At 58.1% G+C, this 26,601-nt stretch carries 20 protein-coding genes and 1 other RNA gene; 19 read left to right on the plus strand and 2 right to left on the minus strand.

What is annotated here, in order from left to right; translation table 11 throughout:
* The first annotated feature begins 240 nt into the window (after nucleotides 1–240).
* An RNA gene (gene rnpB / locus AC0J4F_RS12140) (RNase P RNA component class A) lies at nucleotides 241–654 on the plus strand.
* A gap of 11 nt (nucleotides 655–665) precedes the next feature.
* Here the strand turns inward: rnpB and AC0J4F_RS12145 are convergent.
* Both AC0J4F_RS12145 and AC0J4F_RS12150 read right to left on the minus strand, forming a co-directional pair.
* The gene (locus AC0J4F_RS12145) at nucleotides 666–2,153 is read right to left on the minus strand and encodes a flavin-containing monooxygenase (RefSeq protein WP_133946269.1); all 1,488 of its coding nucleotides are present in this window, start codon (nucleotides 2,151–2,153) and stop codon (nucleotides 666–668) included.
* A 26-nt stretch (nucleotides 2,154–2,179) separates the two neighbouring features.
* Nucleotides 2,180–2,626 (minus strand): cupin domain-containing protein, encoded by a 447-nt coding sequence (locus tag AC0J4F_RS12150; protein ID WP_133946271.1) that lies wholly within the window; start codon nucleotides 2,624–2,626, stop codon nucleotides 2,180–2,182.
* A gap of 158 nt (nucleotides 2,627–2,784) precedes the next feature.
* On the opposite strand from AC0J4F_RS12150, the gene AC0J4F_RS12155 reads away from it, so the two are divergent.
* The 18 genes from AC0J4F_RS12155 (at nucleotide 2,785) to ftsZ (ending at nucleotide 26,426) form a co-directional block, all read left to right on the plus strand.
* Nucleotides 2,785–3,786: an AraC family transcriptional regulator gene (locus AC0J4F_RS12155; RefSeq protein ID WP_208326652.1), complete on the plus strand. Its 1,002-nt coding sequence runs from the start codon at nucleotides 2,785–2,787 to the stop codon at nucleotides 3,784–3,786.
* A gap of 214 nt (nucleotides 3,787–4,000) precedes the next feature.
* Complete coding sequence (locus AC0J4F_RS12160) at nucleotides 4,001–7,105, plus strand: hypothetical protein (protein ID WP_473026382.1); 3,105 nt, start codon at nucleotides 4,001–4,003, stop codon at nucleotides 7,103–7,105.
* Nucleotides 7,106–7,577: 472 nt separating this feature from the next.
* Nucleotides 7,578–8,045: a division/cell wall cluster transcriptional repressor MraZ gene (locus AC0J4F_RS12165; RefSeq protein WP_306148994.1), complete on the plus strand. Its 468-nt coding sequence runs from the start codon at nucleotides 7,578–7,580 to the stop codon at nucleotides 8,043–8,045.
* A complete protein-coding gene (gene rsmH, locus AC0J4F_RS12170; protein ID WP_473026383.1) occupies nucleotides 8,042–9,082 on the plus strand; it encodes a 16S rRNA (cytosine(1402)-N(4))-methyltransferase RsmH in 1,041 nt (346 codons plus the stop codon). Before AC0J4F_RS12165 ends, rsmH begins: the two co-directional genes overlap by 4 nt.
* Before the next feature lies 1 nt (nucleotide 9,083).
* Nucleotides 9,084–9,440 (plus strand): cell division protein FtsL, encoded by a 357-nt coding sequence (gene ftsL, locus AC0J4F_RS12175; protein ID WP_473026384.1) that lies wholly within the window; start codon nucleotides 9,084–9,086, stop codon nucleotides 9,438–9,440.
* A 13-nt stretch (nucleotides 9,441–9,453) separates the two neighbouring features.
* The gene (locus AC0J4F_RS12180; RefSeq protein ID WP_040450860.1) at nucleotides 9,454–11,166 is read left to right on the plus strand and encodes a peptidoglycan D,D-transpeptidase FtsI family protein; all 1,713 of its coding nucleotides are present in this window, start codon (nucleotides 9,454–9,456) and stop codon (nucleotides 11,164–11,166) included.
* Nucleotides 11,167–11,271: 105 nt separating this feature from the next.
* Complete coding sequence (locus AC0J4F_RS12185) at nucleotides 11,272–12,741, plus strand: UDP-N-acetylmuramoyl-L-alanyl-D-glutamate--2,6-diaminopimelate ligase (RefSeq protein WP_473026385.1); 1,470 nt, start codon at nucleotides 11,272–11,274, stop codon at nucleotides 12,739–12,741.
* Nucleotides 12,738–14,168 (plus strand): UDP-N-acetylmuramoylalanyl-D-glutamyl-2,6-diaminopimelate--D-alanyl-D-alanine ligase, encoded by a 1,431-nt coding sequence (locus AC0J4F_RS12190; RefSeq protein ID WP_473026386.1) that lies wholly within the window; start codon nucleotides 12,738–12,740, stop codon nucleotides 14,166–14,168. The genes AC0J4F_RS12185 and AC0J4F_RS12190 overlap by 4 nt, the downstream gene beginning before the upstream one ends.
* A 10-nt stretch (nucleotides 14,169–14,178) precedes the next feature.
* Nucleotides 14,179–15,261: a phospho-N-acetylmuramoyl-pentapeptide-transferase gene (gene mraY, locus AC0J4F_RS12195; RefSeq protein ID WP_008189210.1), complete on the plus strand. Its 1,083-nt coding sequence runs from the start codon at nucleotides 14,179–14,181 to the stop codon at nucleotides 15,259–15,261.
* A gap of 4 nt (nucleotides 15,262–15,265) precedes the next feature.
* A complete protein-coding gene (murD, locus tag AC0J4F_RS12200) occupies nucleotides 15,266–16,666 on the plus strand; it encodes a UDP-N-acetylmuramoyl-L-alanine--D-glutamate ligase (protein ID WP_473026387.1) in 1,401 nt (466 codons plus the stop codon).
* Entirely contained in the window at nucleotides 16,667–17,824 is a 1,158-nt protein-coding gene (locus AC0J4F_RS12205; RefSeq protein ID WP_133946290.1) for an FtsW/RodA/SpoVE family cell cycle protein, read from the plus strand.
* A gap of 16 nt (nucleotides 17,825–17,840) precedes the next feature.
* On the plus strand, nucleotides 17,841–18,947 hold the full coding sequence (murG, locus tag AC0J4F_RS12210) for an undecaprenyldiphospho-muramoylpentapeptide beta-N-acetylglucosaminyltransferase (protein ID WP_473026388.1): 1,107 nt from the start codon (nucleotides 17,841–17,843) through the stop codon (nucleotides 18,945–18,947).
* The gene (murC, locus tag AC0J4F_RS12215; protein WP_473026389.1) at nucleotides 18,944–20,359 is read left to right on the plus strand and encodes a UDP-N-acetylmuramate--L-alanine ligase; all 1,416 of its coding nucleotides are present in this window, start codon (nucleotides 18,944–18,946) and stop codon (nucleotides 20,357–20,359) included. The genes murG and murC overlap by 4 nt, the downstream gene beginning before the upstream one ends.
* On the plus strand, nucleotides 20,356–21,315 hold the full coding sequence (gene murB / locus AC0J4F_RS12220) for a UDP-N-acetylmuramate dehydrogenase (protein WP_473026390.1): 960 nt from the start codon (nucleotides 20,356–20,358) through the stop codon (nucleotides 21,313–21,315). Before murC ends, murB begins: the two co-directional genes overlap by 4 nt.
* A gap of 105 nt (nucleotides 21,316–21,420) precedes the next feature.
* Nucleotides 21,421–22,347 carry a D-alanine--D-alanine ligase gene (locus AC0J4F_RS12225; protein WP_133946299.1) on the plus strand — a complete coding sequence of 309 codons (927 nt, stop codon included), beginning with the start codon at nucleotides 21,421–21,423 and terminating at the stop codon, nucleotides 22,345–22,347.
* Nucleotides 22,335–23,249, plus strand: coding sequence for a cell division protein FtsQ/DivIB (locus AC0J4F_RS12230; protein WP_473026391.1), 915 nt, complete (start codon nucleotides 22,335–22,337; stop codon nucleotides 23,247–23,249). The genes AC0J4F_RS12225 and AC0J4F_RS12230 overlap by 13 nt, the downstream gene beginning before the upstream one ends.
* Nucleotides 23,246–24,568 (plus strand): cell division protein FtsA, encoded by a 1,323-nt coding sequence (gene ftsA, locus AC0J4F_RS12235; RefSeq protein ID WP_133946301.1) that lies wholly within the window; start codon nucleotides 23,246–23,248, stop codon nucleotides 24,566–24,568. The genes AC0J4F_RS12230 and ftsA overlap by 4 nt, the downstream gene beginning before the upstream one ends.
* Nucleotides 24,569–24,680: 112 nt before the next feature.
* Entirely contained in the window at nucleotides 24,681–26,426 is a 1,746-nt protein-coding gene (ftsZ, locus tag AC0J4F_RS12240) for a cell division protein FtsZ (protein WP_473023606.1), read from the plus strand.
* The last annotated feature ends 175 nt before the right edge of the window (nucleotides 26,427–26,601 follow it).

The following is a 26,601-nucleotide window of genomic DNA, read 5'->3' on the forward strand; positions in this document are numbered from 1 at the left end:
CTCTGAATGGCTAAATTCGGCCAATTTCGGATTGGGTCAAGAAAACGTGTTGGTCTGGTGAGAGGCCGTGATGATGAATGCTCTTACGGTCATTCGGTAGAACGGTCTTCGACTTTGTGCACTAATACGGCTTGTTCATGCCTCGTATCTGCAGGTTGTTCGATACGGTTTGATGGAGAGGCGGGGATTGCGTGAGGGGTTGCTTGACCTTGTTCTAAAAGCAACTTAAGTCCCGGAGCGCCAGTCGGCCGGACAGCCGCTGCCGCAAGTGCCGAAAGGCCGCGGGGGAGGAAAGTCCGGGCTCCATGGAGACACGGTGCCGGGTAACGCCCGGCGAGGGCGACCTTAGGGAAAGTGCCACAGAAAGCAAACCGCTCCGGCTTTGCCGGGGTAAGGGTGAAAGGGTGGGGTAAGAGCCCACCGCGCCTCTGGTAACAGCGGCGGCACGGTAAACCCCACCGGGAGCAAGACCGAATAGGGACAACGCGGACCCTGGAGCAATCCAGGGCCCAGGCCGGTTTCCAGGCCAGTTGTCCGGGTTGGTTGCGTGAGGCGTCTGGCAACAGGCGTCCCAGATGAATGGCTGTCACGTCCGCGCAGATCTTCGGATTGGCGTGGGCCATACAGAACCCGGCTTATAGGCCGGCTGGCATTATTCCTTTACCCTATCCAGCCATGTATTGCGGCGTGCTGGCGAGATACCCGCCATAAGCATCCGCATTTGGATAGGAGAACTGTTCGGCAAGCGGATTGGATCGTTTGGTCTTTGTGGCGCCCATATCCGCCAGCAGCTCATCAAAGTGGCGGAAGTGGAAGGGGGCCGAACACAGGCCGCCATAGACCTGTGCGGCGGGCCGCTCCTTGCGCCGCCAATCGAGCATCATGTCGATGTTTTGCCGCATCTCCTGATCAGTTGGCTGATTTGCCAGCTGGCCGTCTGCGAAGCGCACCAGCCAGTTTGCAATCATTTCCGCCGACAGGATCGTACAGAAGCTGGAATTGAAACCGACAAAGCCCATGTCAGGCAGATCCGGGTTCACCGACAGGCGATAGACACGGTATTGCCCATCCGGCTCGATCAGCTTGTCCTGATACTCTTTTGTGAGATAAGGCACGCCCAGTTTCCAGCCAACAGCAAGAACCGAAACATCACAGGGCACCCGGTCCCCGGTGGTCAAAACAGCATGGCCGTTTTCGTAGTGGTCGATGGTTCCCCGGACCGGCTTGATGGCCCCACTTTCAAAGCCCTCGAACAGACCGGGCGTTACGATCGGCAGGGAACAGGACGCGTCCTTCTCGATTGGGACTTTCGGCACCATGTCCCACTTCTTTAGCTTCAGCTGGGTTTTGAGCATCATTTCCAAGCCGCGGAAGTTGGCCCAGATGAGCGGCTTGAACAGCGCCGACAGGATCTTGCCGGTGATCGATGGGTTCCAGCCGTTAAACTGCAGCTCCTGCGCCCGCATGTACAACAGCCGCTTGAAGTTGATGCCGCCGATGAAATACGGCACACGCCAAACCGGGTCGCGGTAAACAAGCGTGACGGACTTTGCGCCATTCTTGGCCGCATTGACCGCAATGTCCGTGGCTGATTTTGAACCGCCTAGCACGACAACGTTTTTGCCGGCCGCTAAGTTGCTGTCGGTGTAGTCAGAGCTGTGCATGACCTGTCCGCCAGTCTGAACAAACACATCCTGTCCCGGATGGGAGATGATGTTTTTGTCTGAGAACTGCCCCGTGCACACAGCGACAAAGTCAAAATCCTGGGTCCAGGTCTTGTCCGCCGCCGCCAGGGTCAGCGTCCAGCCGGACTGCCCGTCTGTGCGCCGGTCCATCGACAGAACTGTCGTGTTCAGCCGGAACAAACGCGCCAGATTGTGCTTCTTCGCATAGGCTTGGACATAGGCATGAACCTGAGGACCTTTCGGCCATTCCGGGTAGTCGTCCGGCATTGGCAAATCGGTGAACCGGTAAAGATCCTTAGGCGACTGGGTCTGCACATCCGGATAGGACCTGGACAGTTCCCAAACGCCGCCGAAATCGTGGCTTCGTTCAAACCCGAGAACACGATGACCGCGTTCGTCGAAGGCTTTGGCAGCCGCAAGACCGCTCACGCCGCCACCAATGACGGCGACTGTTTTCCGTTTTGTCATGTCTTCCCCTCCAGAATGCGCGGCGATCAGGCCTGATCGGGCGGGGGAAGGAAATCGACTTCGTGCAGGGCAGACAGGCGCACGAGTTCTTCTGGATCCGTGACACCGTTCAAGGCATCAAACAAATCGAAGAGCTTTCGCGCTGGCGCGACACCGAAGACGCAGGTCGCGGTCTTGCCGGACCGATTGAAGATGCCGTGGGCTTCGCCCATGGGCATGCGCACCGTGTCGCCTGGACCTGCCGTATGGACGTTGCCACCCATTTCGACCTCCAGTTCCCCCTCCAGCATCACGATCCATTCGTCCTGGGTCGGGTGAATGTGCGGCGGTACGAACGTGTCCGACGGCACCACAGCGTGCCAGATGAAGGCGTTGGTGCTATGGACCTTGGGTGTGTAAGTGTGGCCAACAACGTTCCAGCTGACGCCGTCGAGCCCGTCTTTGGATGCGGTGATCCCGGCTCCGTTTTGCATTTTGTGTCCCCTCTCTTTCAAGACAGGATCAGGCTAACGCTGAAAGTCCCGGACATTTTATCCAGATTGCGAAATTAGTTTGATAAGAGCTGCGAAATGCCGCATTGCAGCAGCGAGAACGCTTGATCCTGCGGTAAAGCCGGAGGCATCATTCGAAGATGATGGCTCAACCGCAAAGGCCCCCACCGCTGAGTGACTTCCGCCGCTTTCAGACCTTCGATGTTGATGCGGCCCGGGACATCGTTGCGCGTCATTTCTGCAGTCACAAGCTGGAGCGGCAATCCTCCGATGACAGGTTTGATGCCTGCCAGCACCGGGTTTCCGGAGAGCATGTCTCGCTCAATTACCTTCGCTATGGCGGCGACGTGACGATTGAGCCTGGCGAGCTGACCCGGTTTTTTCTGATCCAGATCCCGCTTAGCGGTGCTGCCGAAATCACCAACGGCTGCCAGGCCGTGGCGTCAAACCCGCAGACAGCTTCCATCCTCAATCCTGACCGCCATACGGTGATGCGCTGGCATTCGGGTTGCGAGCAGTTGCTGGTTCAGATTGATCGGCAGTTTGTGGACGACGTGGCCTCAAGGATCACGGGTATGGACTTGGGCGCCCGTTTGCGATTTGCGCCGGAATTTCGTCTGAGACGACCGGAAGCACACCAATGGATGCGCAAACTGTGGGGGCTGGTTCATGCTGCGGAAAATGGAGAGCTGTTTGGATCAGAACACCGCACGTCCCAACTGTATCTCGAAGAAGAACTGATCGTTTCTCTGCTTGAGGTGCAAGAGAACACGGCTTCCGTCTTGCTCTCCCATGAAACGCAAAAGTCCGGACCTGCCATCCTGAAGCGGGCCGTTGATATGATCCATGACCGGATGAGGGAAGATATCAGTCTGATAGAGCTTAGCAATCATGCCGGAACCACTCCGCGCAACTTGCAGCTGGTCTTCAAACGCGAAATGGGCCTGACACCTGTTCAATATTTGCAGAAGTGCCGCCTGAACCTGGCCCGTCATTTGTTGCTTGCCCGAAATGGCGACCTCCCTGTCAGCGACGTCGCCGAACTATCAGGGCACCGTCATCTTGGGCGGTTCTCCGTTGCCTATAAGAAGCGCTTCGGAGAGTCCCCAAAGGCAACCGCTCGCAGCCGTGTGTTCTGCTGATGCAGCCGATAGCCAAATAAATTTCGAACTTCTCGGGAATGAAATCTGTTCTCAAGTGTTATGATCAGTTTTACCAAGTAATCATTGCCCCAAAATTGCCAAATAATGAAATATTCGCCACAATAATACCTCTACTATTTAATTTTACGCCCATGATTCACGCCAATTTGCTGCCTAGTTTGAGATCGTTATGTACTCACAAGGCAGGGAACAAATGGCCGGAACATATCAAGACTTCTTGTCCGCATTGCTGGCATTTGAATCGGGATGGGACCGAGAGCGTTACGACTCTGGTGTCATTCAGGATTGGCAGCTTGATCAATGGGCTGGCGGCCCGGTGCAAGACCGGTTTCCGCAGTATTCGAGCTGGTCTCAGCTGACAGATGCCGAATGGGAGGCGATGGCCTACCAGTCTCAAAACTCGCTTGGGTTTGTTGGCTTCCAGTTCGGTGAAGCGCTGCTCATCGATCTCGGCTACTACGACGACACGGTGTTTTATGGGAACGGTGCGGCCACCAACACCTGGGATGGGACCTGGACCGGCAAGAACGGTGTGAACTCCTTTACGGACTTCACAACCAAGGCCGCCCAGGATGTCGCGATCCAGGAAGCCTTTGGGTACAATCTGCAGGTCATCGAAAACCAGCTCGCAAACAGTGGCCAATCGCTGAGCGACTATATTGGCCAGACCGCGACTTACTCGCAGAACGGCCAGACTGTAACGGTTGAACTGACATTGACCGGGATCATGGCTGCAGCGCATTTGCGCGGTGCTTGGGGGACGGCGTCCCTTCTGCAGAGCGGGGCGGTCAGCACCGATGAATACGGTACGTCCATTCTGCAATATATGGAGCAGTTCGGTGGCTTCGATGCTCCGACCGTTGCCGAGGCAATCGCTTTCTATGAGAGCCGCCTAACCGGGGACGAAGGACTTGGAACGCCAGACGGTGGCACGCCTGGAACACCAGGCACCCCGGGGACGCCTGGAAACGGAGACAACGGATCGGCTGACGTCGACGAGGACTCTGCGGATGTCGTGATCACATGGTCTTGGGGACAGGATGCGGTTGTGTCGATCTTCGATCCGGCAACTGGCACCATCTTCGTTGATTGGATCGGTGCGGCCGATCTCACAATTACCCAAACGGCAAATGGTGTTGTGTTTGCTGTCCCGTCAAACAATCAGACCACAACCCTTCAAGGGGTGCAGTTGTCTGATCTCAGCCCGTCCAATTTTACTGTTCTGGATTCTGGGACAGCCAGCAAGATTTTCGGTTTGATCGGTCAGGATAGCGAAGCGCCCGATCCCGAAGTGCCGGTGGATCCAGATCCTGTTGATCCGGATCCCGAGGTCCCGGTCGACCCTGATCCGGTCGATCCAGATCCCGTTGACCCGGCCCCGGTTGATCCCACACCGGCCCCGCCCATCGAGCCGGGCAGCTGGAACGGAACCGCGGGGGTCACTGCGGCCAATGCATCGGTTGTGATCACATGGGCGTGGGGCACGGATCGTGTCGTGTCCAACTTCAACCCACAAAGTGACACCATTTTCATCGACTGGTTTGGGCCGGAAGCGATCGATGTCACGGAAGTCAATGGCAACGTGATTTTCACGATGGCATCGAACAATCAGACCGTGACACTCCAAGGCGTAACCTTGAGCGATCTGTCAGCGTCGAACTTCACAATTCAAAGCACGGAAACCGGTCAGGAAATCCTGTCGCAAGTTGGAACGGTTTCCGGACCAGGTACACCGGATACGCCGGACAATCCTGATATGCCTGACAATCCTGATATGCCTGACATGCCGGATATGCCTGACATGCCGGATATGCCTGACATGCCGGACGGGGCACAGATGATCATGATCATGCCGAACAGCCCGTCCCGTGTCATCACGGATTTTGATCCGGGGGGTGGGGACATGCTTCATCTTGAAGCCGGTGTCATCGCGGAACGCCTTGAGATTCAGGACACGGCAAACGGTCTGACAGTCGTCGTCTACACGGCTACCGGCGAGGTTGCCAACACAACGGTGCTGACGGGCGTGTCTCTATCTGAGATGACGATGAACAATTTCATGGTTGCCGAAGAATCTGCGCTCAATGAGGTTGCAAGCCTTTTAGGCCAATCCATCGAAACGCCGGACACCGGCGGGTTCGATGTGATCTACGATGCTGACGGGTCCAACACACCGGTTCCGACCGGAGCGAGTGATCTCGGCGGCGTCAAATGGGCCGCGGAGTTTGGCAAGGATGATATCGTCGGCTTTAACCCGGCCGCGGATCAGCTCGATTTCGGCAATGCTTCGGTTCATGGCCTGATCTTGAACATGACCCCGAACGGTGAGCCGATCGTCGACAATCCGTGGGGGCCGGACATGCAGATCCTGCAGGGGGTGCAACTCGCGGATCTCACCATTGAGAACTTTGGCGTGGTCGGCAACGAGCACCTGCGTCAGGACCTCGGCGGCGTTCTTTCCTGGGAAAAGGGCATCGGCCCGCGGGATGGCGACACGGTCTACATCCGCTCTCATGAATATGGGCAGGCCGAAGTGATCAACGGGTTTGATCCAGCAACACAGAAGATCAGTTTCCTCCATTTCGGCACGCGTGAACGCTTGAGCGTTGAGGATACACCGAATGGAATGGTCATCAGTGTTCTGCCGAGTGGTCAAAGCTTCACCTTCACTGGCGTTCAAAAAGCAGATCTCATTCCGGGCAATCTGGAGTTCCATTTCGATCAGGTGATGGAAGACAATCTGGAAGCCCCGTTCGGGATTGATCAGAACGATGTGTCGTTGGTGTCGCGGGAAGCGTTGCTGACGCCGGAAGCGCCGGCAGGCCAAGGCACAGACGGGTTCCAGGTCCGTGAAGGTGTGGGTGCCGTATCAGGAACCGAAACCCCGGATACACCGGACGCGCCCGATACATCAGACACTTCGGAGGTTCCGGCGCCGCCCGCCACAACGGTCATTCCGTCCACTTCGGATACGATCAACCTTGGATCGGGTACCGATACGGTGGCAATCACGTGGGATTGGGGGCGGGAAGTCTCCGTGCTTAACTTTGATGCCTCTGAAGATCTTTTGGATTTCAGCAGCTTGTCAGTCAATGACATCTCGCTCCAGGAGGTCGGAACCGATCTGACAATCACCGTTCAGAACAATGGTGGGCACACCTATGTGCTGGAAGATATCCAGGCTGAAGATCTGTCTCTTGCCAACCTGACCGCTGCAGACTGGAATACGGTCGTCACAGATGCGGGCGGCGTGGCCGATCAGCTGCAGGCCCTCGGCAACACAGACTTTCTGCTGTGAAATAGCTGGTTCCTGACCCTCAGCGGTTTGAGCGCCGCAAAGAGCGCATGCTCAAACTTACGCCGCGGATTTTCCGCGGCGTTTTTTGTATCCACAAGTCTTTGAAAACTGGGGATGGTGACATCACGCACCGACGGCTGGAGCGCGGACCCTCCGTATTTCTGCGACTCCGATTCTACTATTCTGTCAAGGCTTCATTAAGCATGTTGGCGTTACCTTCGCTCGACGGGGTCGTGTGCGATCAAATCCTGCAGGAATCCATGAGATTCCATTGACCGCCCATGATTTCCCATGGTATCCCATATTTACCCAGAATGGGGAGCGCGGGCCCATGTTCGACGGGCTCAGGACATGACTTAACGAGCTGGCAAGAGCTGCCGTTGCAATTTGCATGTTCTGACAGGTAGGGCCGTTTCCTTCTTTTTTGGGTTGTTTCGGGGATTGCGCGGACGGGGGTCCGTAGCGGGGATGTATGGCCGGCTTTGTTTCGCATTTTACCAACCGGCTGGATGCCAAGGGTCGCGTGTCGATCCCGGCACCCTTCCGCGCGGTATTGGCGAGAGATGGGTTTGAAGGGCTTTACTGTATTTCATCTGCGCATTGCGCGGCGGTCGACGCCGGAGGCAATCAGCTCGTGGCTGAAATTCAGAACCGCGCCCAGCAGTTTGCCAAGCTCACACCCGATCATGACATGCTCGCAGCAGCGCTGTTCGGTGCCAGCGAAATCATCAAGATCGATGGAGATGGCCGTATGACCCTCTCCGACATGATCCGCGACCATGCCGGCCTCTCCGACACCGTCACGTTTGTCGGTATGGATTACAAGTTTCAGATCTGGGAACCAGAGCAGTTCCGCGAGTATCGCGCAGAGGCCCAGAAGCGCGCACTCGCAATGCTGTCGGGGCAACTCCCGGCACCCTCGCAAGGAGAGCCGGTATGATGGCGCTCGGCGACAAGACGGATGATCTTGCTGCTGGCGGACCAGAGCGTCATGTGCCGGTTCTTCTTAACGAGGTTCTGGAATGGCTCGACCCTCAGCCGGGCGAGGTCATGGTTGACGGCACGTTTGGGGCTGGTGGTTACTCGCGCAAGCTTTTGGAACGCGGCGCAACGGTGGTCGGGATCGACCGTGATCCCGATGCAATTGCCGGTGGTCAGGAACTCGTTGCCCAGTCCGGTGGCCGGCTGATCCTGGTGCCGGGTCAGTTCGCGGATCTGGAAATTCATGCGCGCGCGAGCGGATTTCAAGGCGTTGATGGTGTGGTTCTCGACCTCGGCGTTTCCTCCATGCAGCTGGATCAGGCCGAACGCGGGTTTTCGTTCCTGCGTGACGGTCCTTTGGATATGCGCATGGAGCAAGCCGGGCCGTCTGCTGCTGACGTGGTCAACGAGTTGCCCGTCCGGGACCTAATCCGCATCATCGGGCTTTTGGGCGAAGAAAAGCGGGCGCCGTCCGTCGCGCATGCGATCGACAATGCGCGCAAGGAAAAGCCGTTCAGCCGCACACTTGAGCTTGCAAATCTGATCGAGAAAGTCCTCGGGCGCTCTCCAAAAAAAGCGCAGATCCATCCGGCGACACGGACATTTCAGGCGCTGCGGATCTATGTGAACGGTGAATTGCATCAGGCCGCTCAGGCGCTGGGCGCTGCTGAACGCATCCTGAAGCCGGGTGGCCGCCTGGTTTTGGTGAGTTTTCACTCGCTTGAGGACCGCATCGTCAAACGGTTCTTCCAGGACCGGACAAAAACACGGGGTGGCGGGTCACGTCATATGCCGGAGGAAGAGGTTCCGCCGGCAACTTTTGAAAATCTCACGCGCAAGGCGGTCGAGGCGCGCGACATGGAAACGGATGCAAACCCGCGGGCGCGCTCTGCGAAGCTGAGGGCAGGGCGGCGGACAGAGGCTCCGGCGCGCGAGCTCGACATTCATGCCGCCGGTGTGCCGCGCCTTGCTGCGTTTCATGGACTAGGGGGCTGACATGGTTCGGGTGCTCAACATCCTTTTCATCGTGGCCGTCGTGATCGGTGCGGCAACCGTTTACGACCTGAAGATGGCGGCAACGAGGTCCGCTGCGAAGGTTGCGGAGCTGCAGCGGCAAATCGACGAAGAGCGGAATGCAATCCGCCACTTGCGCGCCGAGTGGAGTGTTCTGAACAAGCCGGAACGGCTGCAGAACCTTGTCGAGCGCTACAACGAGTATCTTCAACTCGAAGCATTGGAAGTCCGGCAGATCGTCATGCCGGATGAACTTCCGGCAAGGCCGGTGACTCTGGAGCCGATTGGCGGGGCTGACCAGATGGGCGGATATGCCGGTTCTTCGGCGATGATCAGGTAGGGGCTTAGGGGCAATGACATTGGCAACAGAACCAGCGAGCTTTCTCCAGGTTCGGCGAACCCAGCCGAGGGCGGCGCGCAGCTCGGTTTCGTCGAGTGCGGTCAAGTCGCGCGTTTATCTTGCCATGCTTGCTTTTGCCTGTGTTTATGCGGCCATCGGTGGCCGGTTGATCTATCTTGCCCAGATGGATGAGGCGCCGTCCCGGGCCTGGATTTCCGCCCAGGATTCTGTGGCCGCCTCCCGTCCAGATCTCATCGACCGCAATGGTGAGATCCTTGCCACCGACATCAAGACCGCGTCCCTTTATGCTGAGCCGCGCCGTATTCTCGACGTTGACGAAGCAGTCGAAGGGCTCACCCGTATCTTGCCCGATCTGGATGAGGCGCTTGTTCGCCGCCGCCTTGAGAGCGGCGCCGGATTTGTCTGGTTGAAGCGGGAAATGACACCGGATAAGGCAGAGCAGGTGCATGACCTTGGTTTGCCCGGTATCGGTTTCCTGTCTGAAAACCAGCGCTTTTACCCAGGCGGCCCGACCGCGGGCCACATCGTCGGCGCAGTGAATGTCGACAATCAGGGTCTTAGCGGGATTGAAAAATATGTCGACGATCAATGGTTGCGTGATCTTCAGTCGATCGGGTTTGCCTCTGGCCGCACCATGGAGCCGGTGCGCCTGTCCGTAGATCTCAGGGTCCAGCACGTCGTACGCGATGAATTGGTCAAGGCAATGGAGCGCTATCGGGCCATCGCGGCCGCCGGGATCGTGCTGGATGCAAAGACTGGCGAAGTCGTCGCAATGTCGTCCCTGCCGGACTACGATCCGAACGACAGATCCGAAGCTCTGGAAAAGGACCGGTTGAACCGGGCGACCGGCGGTGTCTTTGAAATGGGCTCCGTGTTCAAGGCGTTCACGACTGCCATGGCATTGGATTCGGGGGCTGTTACGATCAATGACAGCTTCGATGCGACCCGCCCTCTGCGCGCTGCAGGCCGGACGATCACCGATTTCCACGGGAAAAACCGCATCCTGTCCGTGCCGGAAATCTTCATTTATTCTTCCAACATCGGCACCGCAAAAATGATGCTGGCGACCGGGGTCGCGCGCCAGAAGGAATTCATGGAGCGGTTGCATCTGACGAAGCGATTGCAGACGGAATTGCCCGAAAACGCAGCTCCCCTGTTGCCGCCGAAATGGAATGAATTGGCCGCGATGACCATCTCCTTCGGTCACGGCTTGTCGGTAACGCCGATGCAAACAGCAGTGGCCGCCGCGGCTATGGTCAACGGTGGCTCCTTGTTGCCACCGACCTTTGTGCCTCGGACACAGGAAGAAGTTAAGACGCTGAAGAAGCAAGTGATTTCACCGGAAGTCAGCCGCATGATGCGGTATCTCTTCCGCCTCAATGTTTTGTCCGGTTCCGGGCGCCGGGCCGATGTTCCAGGCTACACCGTCGGCGGCAAGACCGGGACAGCGGAGAAGATCGAAAATGGTGTTTATGTGTCGAACAAGCGGCGCAACTCCTTCCTTTCGGCCTTCCCGATGGACGATCCGAGATACGTGGTTCTGGTTGTTCTTGATGAGCCGAAATCGGAGCGGGAAGGCATTGGCGCGACCGCCGGTTTGAACACAGCTCCCACGACCGGGGCGATCATTCGCCGCGCAGCACCGATGCTCGGTGTGATGCCGCGCTTTGGCAAAGGGGATGAACCGATCGAGATTTCCTATTAAGGAGACATAAAAGAAGCGAACTGGTCCGGCGGGGTCGCAGCCGAAATCCGGTCCGGTTTTAAGCTTCACGAGAATGACGATGCACGAACCGGATGATCGGATGTTATGCACCTTGAGCATTTAGCCGACGGCATGGATTTGCCGGACACGGCAAATGGCCTTTCCATAGAAGGACTGACGGCGGACAGCCGTATGGTCCAGCCAGGTTTTCTCTTTGCTGCCTTCAAGGGCTCCACGGTTGATGGCGTTCAGTTCGTTCCCAAAGCTGTCGAAGCGGGTGCAGTCGCTGTTCTGTGCGCAACCGATGCTGCCGAGGCTGTTCGTGCGCTAGTTCCGCAAACAACCGCAGTACTCAGTGCCGATGAGCCGCGCCTGACCTTTGCGAAGATGGCTGCGCGTTTCTATGGCCGTCAGCCGGATACGATTGTTGCCGTCACGGGTACCGCGGGAAAGACATCGGTCGCCCATTTCGTGCGTCAGATCTTTCAAGCTGCAGGCCATCCGGCGGCCAGTCTTGGCACCTTGGGCATCATTAAGCCGGATGGCGAAAGTTACGGCGGGCTGACAACGCCGGACCCGGTGCAGCTTCAAAAGGATCTGGCAGACCTTGCGACTGAAGGTATTCGCTATGCCGCTTTGGAAGCCTCGTCCCACGGCCTTGATCAGTATCGCCTTGATGGTGTCCGGCTGACAGCAGCAGCCTTCACTAACCTTGGACGGGATCACATGGATTATCACCCGACCATCGAGGATTACCTGCAAGCCAAGCTGCGTCTCTTCAGTGAGCTTCTCCCGGCCGGCGGTCATGTTGTTGTAGATCCGGGTGAAAAGTATACAGATCGCGTATTGGCCATTGCCGAAGAGCGTGGATTGCCGGTTTTCACGGTTGGCGAGGCGGGCAAGGATCTCAAGCTGACCGGCTTGAGGCCGAGCGGTGCCGGGCAGCTTTTGACCGTCGAGACCTCGCGCGGCGAGTACAAGGTGACCCTTCCACTCATTGGCCGGTTTCAGGTTTCGAACGCTTTGATTGCTGCAGGTCTTGCGATTACTGCCGGAATAGATACCGGCGCTGCACTACGCGCTCTTGAGAACCTGAAAGGTGCTCCAGGCCGCTTGGAGCTGGCCGGGACAACTCCGGCTGGTGGCATGGTCTTCGTTGATTACGCCCACAAGCCGGACGCTCTCGACAAAGCGTTGGCGGCACTAAAGCCGTTTGCCGAAGGGATCCTCTCTGTTGTGGTGGGCGCCGGTGGTGACCGGGATCCCGGCAAGCGTCCCCTGATGGGCGAAGCGGCAGCGCGTCACGCAGATTTGGTCATAGTGACCGATGACAACCCGAGATCGGAAGACCCGGCGACCATTCGCAAGGCCGTTCTTGCAGGTGCGCCGGGTGGCACTGAGATCGGAGATCGCGCAGAAGCAATTGCCGAAGGCATCCGGCGCCTGAAATCAGGCGATATCCTGTGCGTTGCCGGAAAAGGTCACGAAACCGGCCAGATTGTTGGCGACACAGTGATTCCTTTCTCTGATCACGACTCTGTGCGCCACGCTATAAATCAACTGGGAGAAAAATGAGCGACCCGCTTTGGACATCTGAGGCCTTTATCGATGCCTGTGGCGGAACCGCCAAAGGGGACGTGGGCGCGCACATAACCGGTATTTCCATCGACAGCCGAACTCTTGAGCCGGGTGATGCGTTCATCGCCATCAAAGGTGATCGGCTCGATGGCCATGATTATGTTGCGGCCGCGCTAGAGGCAGGAGCGTCGTTGGCGCTTGTTGCCGAAGACAGCCTCGGTGATTTGCCCGATGACGGGCGTTATGTCGTTGTTGATGATCCGCTCGAAGCCATGCGCGCACTTGGTGTTGCCGCGCGAGCCCGCACCAATGCCCGCATTGTCGCGGTTACCGGATCGGTTGGCAAAACAGGGACGAAGGAAGCCCTTCGTCTGGCGCTTGCGCCCTCCGGCAAGGTTCATGCATCGGTTGCCTCGTTCAACAACCACTGGGGCGTCCCGCTCACGCTGGCGCGAATGCCCGCCGATACGGATTTTGGCGTCTTTGAAATCGGCATGAACCACGCAGGTGAAATCACGCCGCTGGTACAGATGGTTCGGCCGCATGTCGCGATCATCACCACCGTCGAAGCGGTTCATATCGAGTTCTTCGAATCTGTTGAGAAGATCGCCCAGGCGAAGGCGGAAATCTTCAATGGTCTGGAGCCGGATGGCGTTGCGATCCTCAATCGGGACAACAAGCAATACGATCTTCTCCGGTTTTTGGCGGCAACCGCTGCCGTGCGCAATGTTCAGACATTTGGGCAAAGCGGTTCAGAAGACAGTCACCTGAAAATGGCTGTGGCAACGGACGACGGCACGAGTGTGGAAGCCTCGATCCTCGGGCAGGACGTGTCTTACGGAATTGGTGCCCCGGGTGCGCACCATGTGCAGAACAGCCTGGCGGTTTTAACCGCGGTGGCCGATCTGGGCGCGGATCTGCAGGAAGGCGCTGCCGCGCTCGGCGGTATGACTGCACCCAAGGGCCGCGGTGAGCAATGCCGTTTGTCCGTTGGTGGCGGCGAAGTGCAGCTGATTGACGAGAGCTACAACGCCAACCCGGCGTCGATGCGCGCGGCTTTTTCGGTTTTGGCGCAAGCCACACCTGGCGGCTCCGGGCGGCGGATTGCGGTTATTGGCGATATGCGCGAACTCGGTACCGATGCCGACCAGCTTCATGCAGAGCTCGCCGGCCCGATCCGTGATGCTGCGATTGACAGGGTCTTCTGCGCCGGCCCGCACATGGCTGCACTCTGGGATAAATTGCCGGACGATGCAAAGGCCCATCACCGCGAAGAAGCCAAAGACCTGATCGAGCTGTTACTGAAAGACGTGCAGCCCGGTGATGTCGTGATGATCAAAGGTTCTTTGGGAACCCGCATGGGCCCGCTTGTCGAAGCCTTGAAAAAAGAATATCCGCCTGCAGACGACATCGAAGCGGCGTGAAGGATAGCTGATGTTTTATTTTCTCGGCCAGTTCGCCGACCAAATCTCTGCTCTGAACGTTTTCCGGTACATCACATTCCGGACAGGCGGGGCGATCATGACGGCCCTGTTCTTTGTCTTTCTGTTTGGGCCAAAGATTATCGCGAGCCTTCGGATCCGGCAGGGACATGGTCAGCCGATCCGTGCCGATGGCCCGGAAAGCCACCTGTCCAAAAAAGGAACGCCCACTATGGGTGGACTGATGATCCTGTCCGGTGCTTTGGTGGCTGCGCTCCTATGGGCTGACTTGAGCAATCCGTATGTCTGGGTCGTGATCGGTGTGACCGTCGGCTTCGGGATGATCGGGTTTTACGACGACTACCTGAAGGTCACGAAGTCCTCGCACAAGGGGTTCGGTGGCAAGGCGCGTTTGGGCCTTGAGTTCCTGATTGCCGCAACTGCGGCCTTTACCGTTACAGTGCTCGACACGACATCGTTCTCCGGAGCGCTGACATTCCCGTTCTTCAAAGACTTCACGCTCAATCTCGGCCTTATTTTCATTCCGTTTGCGGCCTTCGTCATGGTTGGAGCAGGCAATGCGGTGAACCTGACTGATGGCCTCGACGGTTTGGCCATCGTACCGGTTATGATCGCTTGCGCTTCTTTCGGATTGATCGCTTACCTCTCCGGCAACGCGGTGTTTGCAAATTATCTGCAGATCCACCATGTGGCCGGTACCGGTGAACTCGCCGTCATCTGCGGTGCGGTGATCGGTGCTGGTCTTGGCTTCCTGTGGTTCAACGCACCTCCTGCGGCCATCTTCATGGGTGACACCGGATCTCTGGCGCTCGGCGGAATGATTGGCGCGATTGCGGTTGCGACCAAGCACGAGATTGTTCTGGCAATCATCGGTGGCCTGTTCGTTCTGGAAGCGGTCTCGGTGATCGTTCAGGTGATGTCCTTCAAACTCACCGGAAAGCGTGTGTTTCGAATGGCGCCGATCCACCACCATTTCGAAATTCAGGGCTGGACCGAAAGCCAGGTGGTCATCCGGTTCTGGATCATATCGGTCGTCCTGGCCCTGATCGGCCTTGCCACACTGAAGCTGAGGTAAGGCGATGATCGAAGTCACCACATTTGAAGGTCAAACCGTTGCGCTTTTCGGGCTCGGCGGGTCCGGACTTGCCACTGCAAAGGCGTTGCAGGCGGGCGGGGCCAATGTGGTGTGCTTTGACGACAATGAAACGCGAGTTGCCGAGGCGGCGGCTGCTGGCCTCAAAACCCAAGACCTGAAGACCCTCGACTGGTCGGGCGTGTCCGCCCTTGTGCTGGCGCCGGGCGTTCCGCTGACACACCCGGTTCCCCATTGGTCCGTCGATCTGGCACGAACTGCCGGGGTTGAGGTGATCGGCGATGTCGAACTTTTCTGCCGCGAGCATCGCAAGCTCTGTCCTGAAGCACCGTTCATTGCGATCACCGGAACAAACGGCAAATCGACCACCACCGCTCTGATTGCGCATCTGCTGCGCGAACTGGGGCTGGATGCTCAGATGGGCGGAAACATTGGGACACCGGTACTGGAGCTGGAACCGCCGCGTCCTGGCCGCCACTATGTGGTTGAGTGTTCATCCTACCAGATTGACCTTGCCCCGACGCTGGACCCGACGGTCGGACTTCACATGAACCTGTCGCCGGATCACTTGGACCGGCACGGTACACTGGAAAACTATGCCGCAATCAAGGAGCGGCTGGTGGCCGGTGCGAAAGTCGCGATCGTCGGCGTCGATGATCGCCTGTCGTCCATGATCGCCGACCGTTTGGAGCTGGCCCGCAAACCGGTCTGCCGCATCGCGGGCGAACGGGAGTTGACGGACGGCATCTACGCGCATCATGGCCGGCTGATTGAGGCCCATGATGGCGCGCAGACCGAAGTCGCCCTGCTGACGGGGATCGACAGCTTGCGCGGCGACCACAATGGTCAAAACGCCGCCGCTGCTTTTGCTTGTCTGCGGGCGCTGGAGATACCGGCGGAGAAGATCGCTGCGGCAATGAAAAGCTTTCCTGGGCTCCATCACCGCATGGAGATTGTTGCCCGGACTGGCCGGATGCTCTTCATCAATGACAGCAAGGCGACCAACGCAGATGCTGCGGCCCGGGCGCTGGCGAGTTTCGACCGGATCTATTGGATCGCCGGCGGGCGCGCCAAGGCCGGTGGTATCTCTTCCCTGGACGAGTATTTCCCGAATATCGCGAAGGCCTTTTTGATCGGGGAAGCTGCAGAAGAGTTTGCCAAGACGCTGGATGGACATGTGCCGTACGCAGTAAGCGGTACACTCGCGCAGGCCGTCCGGGATGCGGCAGCCGAGGCGGCGGAAGATGGTGCTGAAGAAATTGCAATTCTTCTATCTCCGGCCTGTGCATCTTTCGATCAATATGCCAATTTCGAACTGCGGGGCGCTGCTTTTGTAGATGCGGTGCGTGCCTTGCCTGGTGGTGGAAACACTCAGGAGGTCGCATAAATGGTCTCACGCGCCGATCGCAGCCGGTTTGCCGAATGGTTTTGGACAGTGGATCACTATCTGCTGGCGGCCTTCAGTATTCTGCTTGTTTCCGGCGTGGTGTTTGCCTTTGCCGCGAGCCCGCCGGTCGCTGAACGCATTGGCGTTGATACCTTCTATTTCGTGAAACGGCAGGCCATGTTCACGATCCCGGCACTCGGGATCATGCTTGCAGCGTCGCTTATGACGCCGCGGATGGTTCGCAGAGCTGCTCTCGTGTTGTTCACGATCTCCGTGGTCTTGCTCATTGCGACCCTGTTCATGGGGTTTGAAACCAAGGGTGCCCGCCGTTGGATCTATATTGCCGGTGTGTCCGTTCAGGCGTCGGAATACCTCAAACCGGCCTTTGTTGTGCTGATCGCGTTTTTGTTGTCTGAAAGTGGACGCCGCCGGGAAGTGCCGGGCGTCTTGTTCGCCTTCATTCTGTTCGCTGTCTGCGCGACCCTGCTTGTGGCCCAGCCGGACTTTGGGCAGACCATGCTGATCGGTATGGTCTGGGCGGCATTGTTCTTTCTGAACGGGATTTCGTGGGTGATCATCGTTGCGCTGGGGATCATCGGGATTGCCGGTCTGTTCGCCGCTTATGCTTTCCTGCCGCACGTAACCAGCCGGGTCGACCGGTTCCTGGATCCAAGCACGGGTGATACCTTTCAGGTTGATACCGCGCTCGAAGCTTTCATGTCGGGTGGATGGTTCGGACGGGGGCCGGGCGAGGGCACAGTGAAGCGGATCCTGCCGGACAGCCATGCTGACTTCATCTTCGCCGTTGTAGGCGAGGAATTTGGGGTGATCGCCTGCCTTCTGCTGGTTATTGTTTTTGCCTTCATCGTGATCCGAGGATTGCAGCACGCGAGCCGGGACCAGGATGCCTTTGGCCGGTTGGCGACCGCCGGTCTTGTTGTCCTGTTTGGGCTTCAGGCAACCATCAATCTGTCGGTGAACCTGCACCTGGTACCGTCGAAGGGCATGACGCTGCCGTTCATTTCCTATGGGGGGTCCTCTCTTTTGGCGTCCGCCATGTCTGCCGGGGCCATTCTCGCGCTGACCCGCAAGCGGCCGCGGCCCATGTCGAATGACACGGTCACGGTCAGCCGTCTGTCTCCGTCCTCCTTGATGTAATTGTTGGCCCGGATTTATGAGCAAAACCGTTTTACTCACAGCCGGCGGAACCGGCGGTCACCTGTTTCCCGCACAAGCACTTGCAAGTGAGCTGAGCCGCCGCGGCTGGACCGTCGAGCTGGCAACGGATGAGCGGGCCGACAAATACGGCACTGAGTTTCCAGCCCGCAAGGTTCACATCATTGCCTCCGCCACTATCCGCGGACGCAATCCGATTGCTCTGGCGAAAACCGCATTTCAGTTGCTGTTTGGCACACTGCAGGCACGTAAGGTGATCAAGGCATTGCAGCCGGATGTCGTGGCCGGTTTTGGTGGGTATCCAACCTTTCCGCCCATGTACGCGGCACGTCTCACAAACACGCCGTCGATCCTGCATGAAGCCAATGCCGTGATGGGGCGGGCAAACAAACTCTTGGCCAAAGGTGTGTCGGCAATCGCAACCAGCGTCCCGATCGAAGATCTTCCATTCGATTTGTCGAGCAAATTGGTCGAGACGGGCAATCCGGTCCGCGATGCAGTTTTGGATGCAGCCGAACTGAATTTCACTCCTCCGGGCTCTGGTGGCCCTTTGAAGTTGTTGGTTTTTGGCGGCTCTCAGGGCGCGCGGTTCTTTTCAGATCTCGTTCCTCCCGCCGTCGCGGAGCTGTCCGATGAACAGCGCAAACGGATCAAAATCGTGCAGCAGTGCCGCCCGGAAGATATGGAGCGGGTCCAGAAAGCCTATCAGGATCTTGGGGTTGAGGCGGAGTGTGCGCCGTTCTTTACAGACCTTCCTCAGCGGATCGCGCAGGCGCATTTGGTGGTTTGCCGCTCAGGTGCAAGCTCGGTTTCGGAGCTGAGCGTGCTCGGCCGGCCGTCCATCCTGGTGCCGTTGCCGGGGGCGATTGACCAAGACCAAGCTGCCAACGCCAAGGTTCTTGAGAAAGTCGGCGGCGCATGGCCGATCCGGCAGGTGGATCTGCACCCATCACGCCTTGCCAAGGAAATGATCCGTTTCATGGATGCGCCGGAGATGCTGGAGGCAGCCGCGAAGGCCGCCAAGACAGTTGCAAAACCAGATGCCGTCAAACGGCTCGCCGACCTTGTTGAAAGCGTCGCGCAAAACAAGGGAGTACGGCCATGAAGATGCCGCAGGATATTGGGCCGGTTCACTTCGTTGGGATCGGCGGCATCGGCATGAGCGGCATCGCGGAAGTGCTGAAAACGCTTGGATATCAGGTTCAAGGATCTGACATGGCTGAAAACGCCAATGTTCAGCGTCTTCGTGCAAACGGCATTCCTGTCACTGTGGGCCATGCCGCCGAAAACCTCGGCGAGGCGGAAGTCCTTGTCGTCTCCTCTGCCATCAAGAAAGACAATCCGGAATTGGTAGCAGCCCGCGAAAAGCTGATCCCGGTCGTGCGCCGCGCCGAGATGCTGGCCGAACTGATGCGGTTCAAGCAGGCGATCGCAGTCGGCGGAACGCACGGCAAAACCACCACCACATCCATGGTTGCTGCGCTCCTTGATGCCGGCCATCTCGATCCAACCGTGATCAACGGCGGCATCATCAATGCCTACGGCACCAACGCCCGGATGGGCGAGGGCGACTGGATGGTCGTGGAAGCCGATGAGAGTGACGGGACATTCGTCAAGCTCCCGGCCGACGTGGCCATTGTGACGAACATCGACCCTGAGCACCTCGATCACTACGGAGATTTTTCGGGCGTTCAAAAGGCTTTCCGTCAGTTCATCGACAACGTGCCGTTTTATGGTTTTGCCGTCATGTGCCTCGACCACCCTGAGGTCCAGACCATGATCGGCAACATTGAGGATCGCCGGATTGTGACTTACGGCACCAATCCGCAGGCCGATGTGCGGTTCACAGATGTTTCGATGGATGGTGGCAAATCGACGTTCTCGGTGACCATCCGGGATCGCCGCAGCGGGGAAGAGACCGAACTCAGCAATTTGGTCCTGCCTATGCCGGGTCTGCACAACGTTTCCAATGCCACCGCGGCGATTGCTGTTGCCTCCCAGCTTGGTGTGTCGCCGCAAGACATTGAAAAGGGCATTTCGTCCTTCGGCGGCGTGAAGCGGCGCTTTACGTTCACCGGCGAAGCCAGCGGTGTTCAGGTTTTCGATGATTACGGCCACCACCCGGTCGAGATCAAGGCGGTGCTGCATGCAGCCCGGGAATCCACCGATGGCAAGGTGATCGCGGTTATGCAGCCGCACAGATACACCCGCCTGCACAGTTTGTTCGATGATTTCTCAAACTGCTTCAACGATGCAGACGCGGTCGTCATCACGCCGGTTTACGAGGCAGGAGAGCAGCCGATCGAGGGGGCGCGCCACACCGATCTGGTTTCCGGTTTGAAAACCCGTGGACACCGGCAGGTCCAGGCCATTAACGGCCCGGAAGAGTTGGCCTCTGTGGTCAAGGAATTGGCGGAACCTGGAGACTTCGTCATCTGTCTCGGTGCGGGCAACATTACCCAGTGGGCCTACGCGCTGCCGGATCAGCTGGACGCTCTGCAGAAGGAGGGGGCATGAGCTTTCCCAACCTTCTGGAAGAAATTCCAGATCTTGCTGATGGTATACGAGGTAAACTGACGCCAAATCAGCCGCTTTCTGCCGTGACCTGGTTCCGCACGGGTGGACCGGCACAATTGATGTTTCAGCCTGCGGATGAAGACGATCTCGCGGCATTTCTCAAGAAACTTCCCAAAGATATTCCCGTCCTGCCGGTGGGGCTCGGTTCCAATCTCCTGATCCGCGATGGCGGGTTGAAAGGGGTTGTTGTCCGCCTCAGCGCAAAGGGATTTGGCCAGATCGAAGAGCTTGGCAACAATCGTCTCCGCGCTGGTGCCGCCGTTCCGGACAAGCGGCTTGCGGAAGCTGCGGCCAAGGCGGGTCTCGGAGGTTTTGCGTTTTACACCGGTATTCCAGGCGGGCTCGGTGGGGCGCTCCGCATGAATGCCGGTGCCCATGGCACGGAAACACGGGACCGGATGGTTGAACTCACGGCGATCGACCGGGATGGCAACAGGCATATTCTGAGCAATTCCGACATGGGATACAGCTATCGGCAGTCCGGCGCCAGTTCGGATCTGATCTTCACATCGGCCGTGTTTGAAGGCGTCCCCCAGGATGAGGCGGCGATCCGCGAGGAAATGGCCGCGGTTGTCGAGCACCGGGAAAACGCCCAGCCGATCCGTGAAAAGACGGGCGGGTCAACCTTCAAGAACCCGGACGGCAATTCGGCTTGGAAAGTGGTAGATGCTGCTGGGTGCCGCGGATTGATGGTCGGCGGTGCGCAAATGTCCGAGATGCATTGCAATTTCATGATCAACACTGGTGATGCGACCGGCCACGATCTGGAGCTGCTCGGTGAAACCGTCCGCGCGAAAGCGCTTGAGGCCACCGGTATTCGGCTGGAGTGGGAAATCAAGCGTCTTGGAGAATTCGGGCCGAAAGGCGCGATTGAGCCATTCTTGGGGCAGGCGTGATCGGACAGCCGGTCTCTGTCCACAGTTTCCATTAGTTGCGTTTTATTTGTGCCGCTTTCCCGGATTCAAGTCCGGGAAACGGTCTTATCAAGGGAGAACCCATCCATGACCAAGAAACATGTTGCTGTCCTGATGGGTGGTTGGGTCAATGAAAGGCCAGTCAGCCTTTCAAGTGGCAAGGAATGCGCACTCGCACTGGAAGAAGCCGGATATCGTGTTTCACGGGTGGACGTTGACCGGAACGTGTCGGCCGTTTTGGCTGAGTTGAAGCCTGATGTCGCCTTTAACGCCTTGCACGGACCCTTTGGTGAGGATGGCTGCGTTCAGGGAATATTAGAGTTTCTTAACATTCCCTATACGCACTCTGGCGTGATGGCTTCGAGCCTTGCAATGAACAAAGTGAAGGCAAAAGCGGTTATGGCGGCGGCCGGAATTCCGGTCACGGAGCATAAGGTTGTGAACCGTCATGAGATCGGCCGGGAGCATCCGATGGACCCGCCCTACGTGCTCAAACCCATCAACGAGGGGTCCAGCTTCGGTGTCCTGATTGTCAAGGAAGATCAAGAGTTTCCGCCCCAGGAGCTGCACCGGGAAGATTGGCCTTACCCGGATGTTTTGATGTGCGAGAAGTTCATCCGAGGCCGCGAACTGACCTGCGCAGTCAAGGACGATCAGGCACTTGGCGTGATCGACATCGTGACCCAGGGGCAGGAGTTCTACGATTTCGACGCAAAATATGCAGAAGGCGGTTCAAAACACATTCTTCCTGCAAAAATTTCACCACTTGTTTACCAAACAGCGGAGACACTAGCGGTTAAGGCGCATCAGGCCTTGGGGTGCCGTGGGGTATCCCGGGCCGATTTCCGATTCGACGAGCGCGAAGATGGAACCGGGGACCTGATCTGCCTTGAAGTGAACACGCAACCAGGCATGACGCCGACCTCTTTGGTGCCCGAAATGGCCGCCTACAAGGGAATGAGCTTCAAGGACCTGGTGAGTTGGATGGTTGAGGACGCGAGTTGCTGTCGTTAGGTCGCAAACATAAACGGGACGCATATGCGCCGCTGGAAGCCGAGCTGGCTCCGCGCGGGCGCGGCGTTGCGCGTTTGCACCGGCAGCCTGTTTGGCGCGCGGCGGGCCGATTGGCGGACTTGCCACGCTGGACGGGTTCTGCAGCTGCCATCGGTTTCTTAACCTTAACGATTTCCTACGCAATAGTCATAGGTGGGCACGGGCGTATCGTGAGCGATGCGCTGCTGTCAGCGGTCGGTTTCGGGATTGAGGCCGTCAAGCTTTCCGGCCAGCGGGAAATCAACGAATTCCAGATCCTGGAAGCGCTCGAAATTCACGATGGATCGTCCCTGATCCTGTTCGATGCCGATGGCGCCCGCGAACGGCTGAACGACATGGCCTGGGTCAAGAATGCTTCAGTGATGAAGTTCTACCCAAGCACTTTACAGATCCGGATCGAGGAGAAAGTGCCTTACGCGCTTTGGCAGCGGGGTGATCTGGTTTCGATCGTGAACGAGGCCGGTGAGGTCATCACCGATGAGGTGGATGGCCGGTACGCCAATCTCCTGCTGGTGGTCAATCATGGCGCGCAGCGCCGGGCCGGTGAGATCAGCGCGGCGCTTGCGACAGTGCCGGATCTTCGTCCGCGGGTGCGTGCGGCGTTCCTGATCAGTGACCGCCGCTGGGATCTAAAGTTAGAAAACGGGATTTTTGTCCGCTTGCCGGAAGAGAATATGGAAGCCGCTTTGGCTGAATTGGTGAGAATGGACAAGGAAGACGGGTTGCTTGCCCGCGATATCATGGCCATCGACATGCGCCTGGAGGACCGGATCACGGTTCGCTTGAGCGAAGAGGCCGCGGAACAACGCAAGATCATGACCGGTGGTCGTGGACGCTCGGGCAATGGAGGGCGGGACACATGAGCCGGTCTGATCAGCCCTTGTATTTGCCAAAGATGCGCCCGCTGCCGAGCCGGCGTTCGGTCGTTATGTCGGTCCTCGATGTAGGATCAACCAAGATCTGCTGCCTGATTGCCAAACTGATCCCTCAGGACGATAACACTATCCTGTCCAGCCGGTCCCACAAGGTCGAGGTCCTCGGCTACGGTTATCAGCGGTCCCGCGGCATCAAGTCCGGTGTCGTTGTTGACATGGATGCGGCTGAGCACGCCATTCGCCTTGCGGTCGACAGTGCCGAGCGTATGGCTGGAGTGACCGTTGAATCGCTGATCACGAATATCAGCTGCGGCCGCTTGCAGAGCGAGATTTACAGCGCCAGTGTTCCGCTGTCCGGCGAAAGCGTCTGCGAAGCGGATATCCAACGGGTCCTGTCTGCTGGTTCGAGTCACTCCGTGACCGATGGCCGGGCAGTAACGCACGCTCTGCCGATTTCCTACACACTGGATGGCAGCCGGGGCATCCGGGATCCGCGTGGCATGATGGGCCACAAGCTCGGCGTCGATATGCAGGTTGTTACGGCAGAAGTGCCGCCGGTCCGGAACTTGGAACTCTGCATCAACCGCGGTCATCTGCACGTTGAGACCATGGTGGCAACCCCGTTTGCCAGCGGCCTGTCGACAATCGTGGATGACGAAGCTGAACTCGGCGTTGCCTGCATTGACATGGGCGGCGGTACCACAACGCTGTCCGTCTTCGTAGACGGTCATATGGTCCACCTCGATGCGATCGCTGTTGGTGGCAACCACGTCACCATGGATATCGCTCGGGCATTTGCGACGCGGCTACAGGACGCTGAACGGCTGAAAACACTTTATGGCTCACCGCTGGCTTCCAGCTCGGACGAACGGGATATGCTGACCGTTCCACCGCTGGAGAGCGACAGCGATTTGCCAAACCAGATCCCGCGCTCGGCGTTGACACGTGTCATTCGTCCGCGCGTGGAAGAAATCCTTGAACTTGTGAGAGATCGTTTGACGGCGTCCGGCTTTGCCGGGCGGGTCGGCAAGCAGATCGTTTTGACGGGGGGTGCCAGTCAGCTCACAGGTCTTGGTGAGGTTGCGCGTCATATCCTTGGCCGCAACGTCCGTCTTGGCCGGCCTCTAGGCGTCGCCGGTCTTCCCGAGGCAGCAAAAGGTCCGGCATTCGCCGCGGCCGTTGGCCTCCTGATTTATCCGCAAGTCGCGCAGATCGAGCAGTTCGAACACAAGAACCGCAGATCCGGGTGGGGCGGGCAATCTGGCTATTTGGCTCGTGTGGGCCAATGGATCAGGGAAAGCTTTTGAGCAAATGACAGACGACAAGAGCCTAGAGTTGGAGCTGCCAGGAGTGGCAGAGGAAATTAGGGAAGAAGAGGGTTCTCCCGTATCGGGGGCACCAGCGGGTCGCGAGGATAACATGACCATAAACCTGAAGATGCCCGACATTCAGGAACTGAAGCCGCGTATCACGGTCTTCGGTGTCGGCGGCGCGGGCGGAAACGCCGTCAATAACATGATTACAGCAGGCCTCCAGGGGTGCGACTTTGTCGTGGCCAACACGGATGCACAGGCACTGGCAATGAACCAGTCCGACCGTCTCGTCCAGATGGGCGTGGCCGTTACGGAAGGTCTCGGAGCCGGTTCCCAGCCAGAAGTTGGCGGGGCAGCGGCCGAAGAAGTGATCGATGAGATCAACGATCATCTGTCTGGATCGCACATGGTGTTCATCACGGCCGGTATGGGCGGTGGTACCGGCACCGGTGCAGCTCCTGTGATTGCCCGTGCAGCGCGCGAGCAGGGCATCCTGACCGTTGGTGTTGTTACCAAGCCGTTCCAGTTCGAAGGTGCGCGCCGGATGCGCATTGCCGATAGCGGCATCGAAGAGCTTCAGCGCAACGTTGACACTCTGATTGTCATCCCGAACCAGAACCTTTTCCGGATCGCCAACGCACAGACGACGTTCGCTGATGCGTTTGCCATGGCCGACCAGGTTCTTTACTCTGGTGTTGCCTGCATCACCGACCTGATGGTCAAGGAAGGTCTGATCAACCTCGACTTTGCCGACGTCCGCTCTGTCATGCGCGGCATGGGCAAAGCGATGATGGGCACCGGCGAAGCTTCTGGCGAAAAGCGTGCTCAGCAAGCTGCTGAAGCCGCTATCGCCAATCCGTTGCTCGACGAATCCTCCATGAAGGGTGCAAAAGGTCTGCTCATTTCCATCACTGGCGGCAATGATTTGACGCTTTTTGAAGTGGATGAAGCAGCAACCCGGATTCGGGAAGAAGTCGACGCGGATGCAAACATCATTCTCGGCGCGACCTTTGACGAAACGCTGGATGGCATCATCCGCGTGTCGGTGGTTGCAACTGGAATTGACCGGGAGGAGGGCCAAATGGCTGGCACGTTTCCCGGAATCACAGCTCCAGCTCTGAAATCCGAGACCATCGCGCCACGTACACCGGAAATCCAGACAAAGCCTGCACCGACTGCAGAAATGCCGAAGGTTCAGGACGCTGCAGCAAAGGCGATGGCCAGCCTGGAAAAAGAACTGGCGATCCCGGAACCAGCCGCGGTTTCCGTTGCCAGCGATCCGGATGTTGAAATCAAGAAGGTGCAGCCTTCGCGGGCCCCGGTCGCAGAAACATCTTCGATGATGGATCTGGAAAACGACACACCGGCACCGGTTGCCGATGTAGCGCCGATGGCGCAGCCATACATTCCGCCGGCAGCTGAAGAGCATGCCACGGCCCCGCGGATGCCACGCGTTGAAGATTTCCCGCCGATTGCTCAGCGTGAAATTCTCGCCAGCTCTGCCCCGGCTAGCGCTCCGGCAGCACCAGAGGCGCAAGCTCCGGCCGATCCGGCTGCGGATCTGGAGCATGATGTTGAAGACGAACGGCGCCCAATGGGTCTACTGCGGCGTCTTGCCAGTGGTCTTGGCCGCAAGGAAGACGAAGAAGAGCACCACGAAGAGGCTCCCGTAGAGACTGTTCGCCCGGCAGCGCAACTTCGTCCGGCACCGCGTGCACCGCAGCCGCGGTCTCACAGCGAAGGGGCAACCGGACAACTTGATAGCACTGGCCGTTCGGCACCAACGCCGATGAGCCAGTCAGAAGACGATCAGTTGGAGATCCCGGCGTTCCTGCGCCGGCAGGCCAACTGATTCGACCCGCGATCTTCTTCCCTGATCGCAACGGCCCGAAGTCACGACTTCGGGCCGCTTTTGTTACACTGAGTCAAATGATTTTATAATTCAATGGCTTGCCAACCTGTGAATCGTTACAAACCGTAATAAAGCTTTATTTCGCCCTACCGTAATTACCGACTATGTTGCCCGC

The sequence above is a fragment of the Roseibium sp. R5 genome (genome assembly GCF_055755305.1).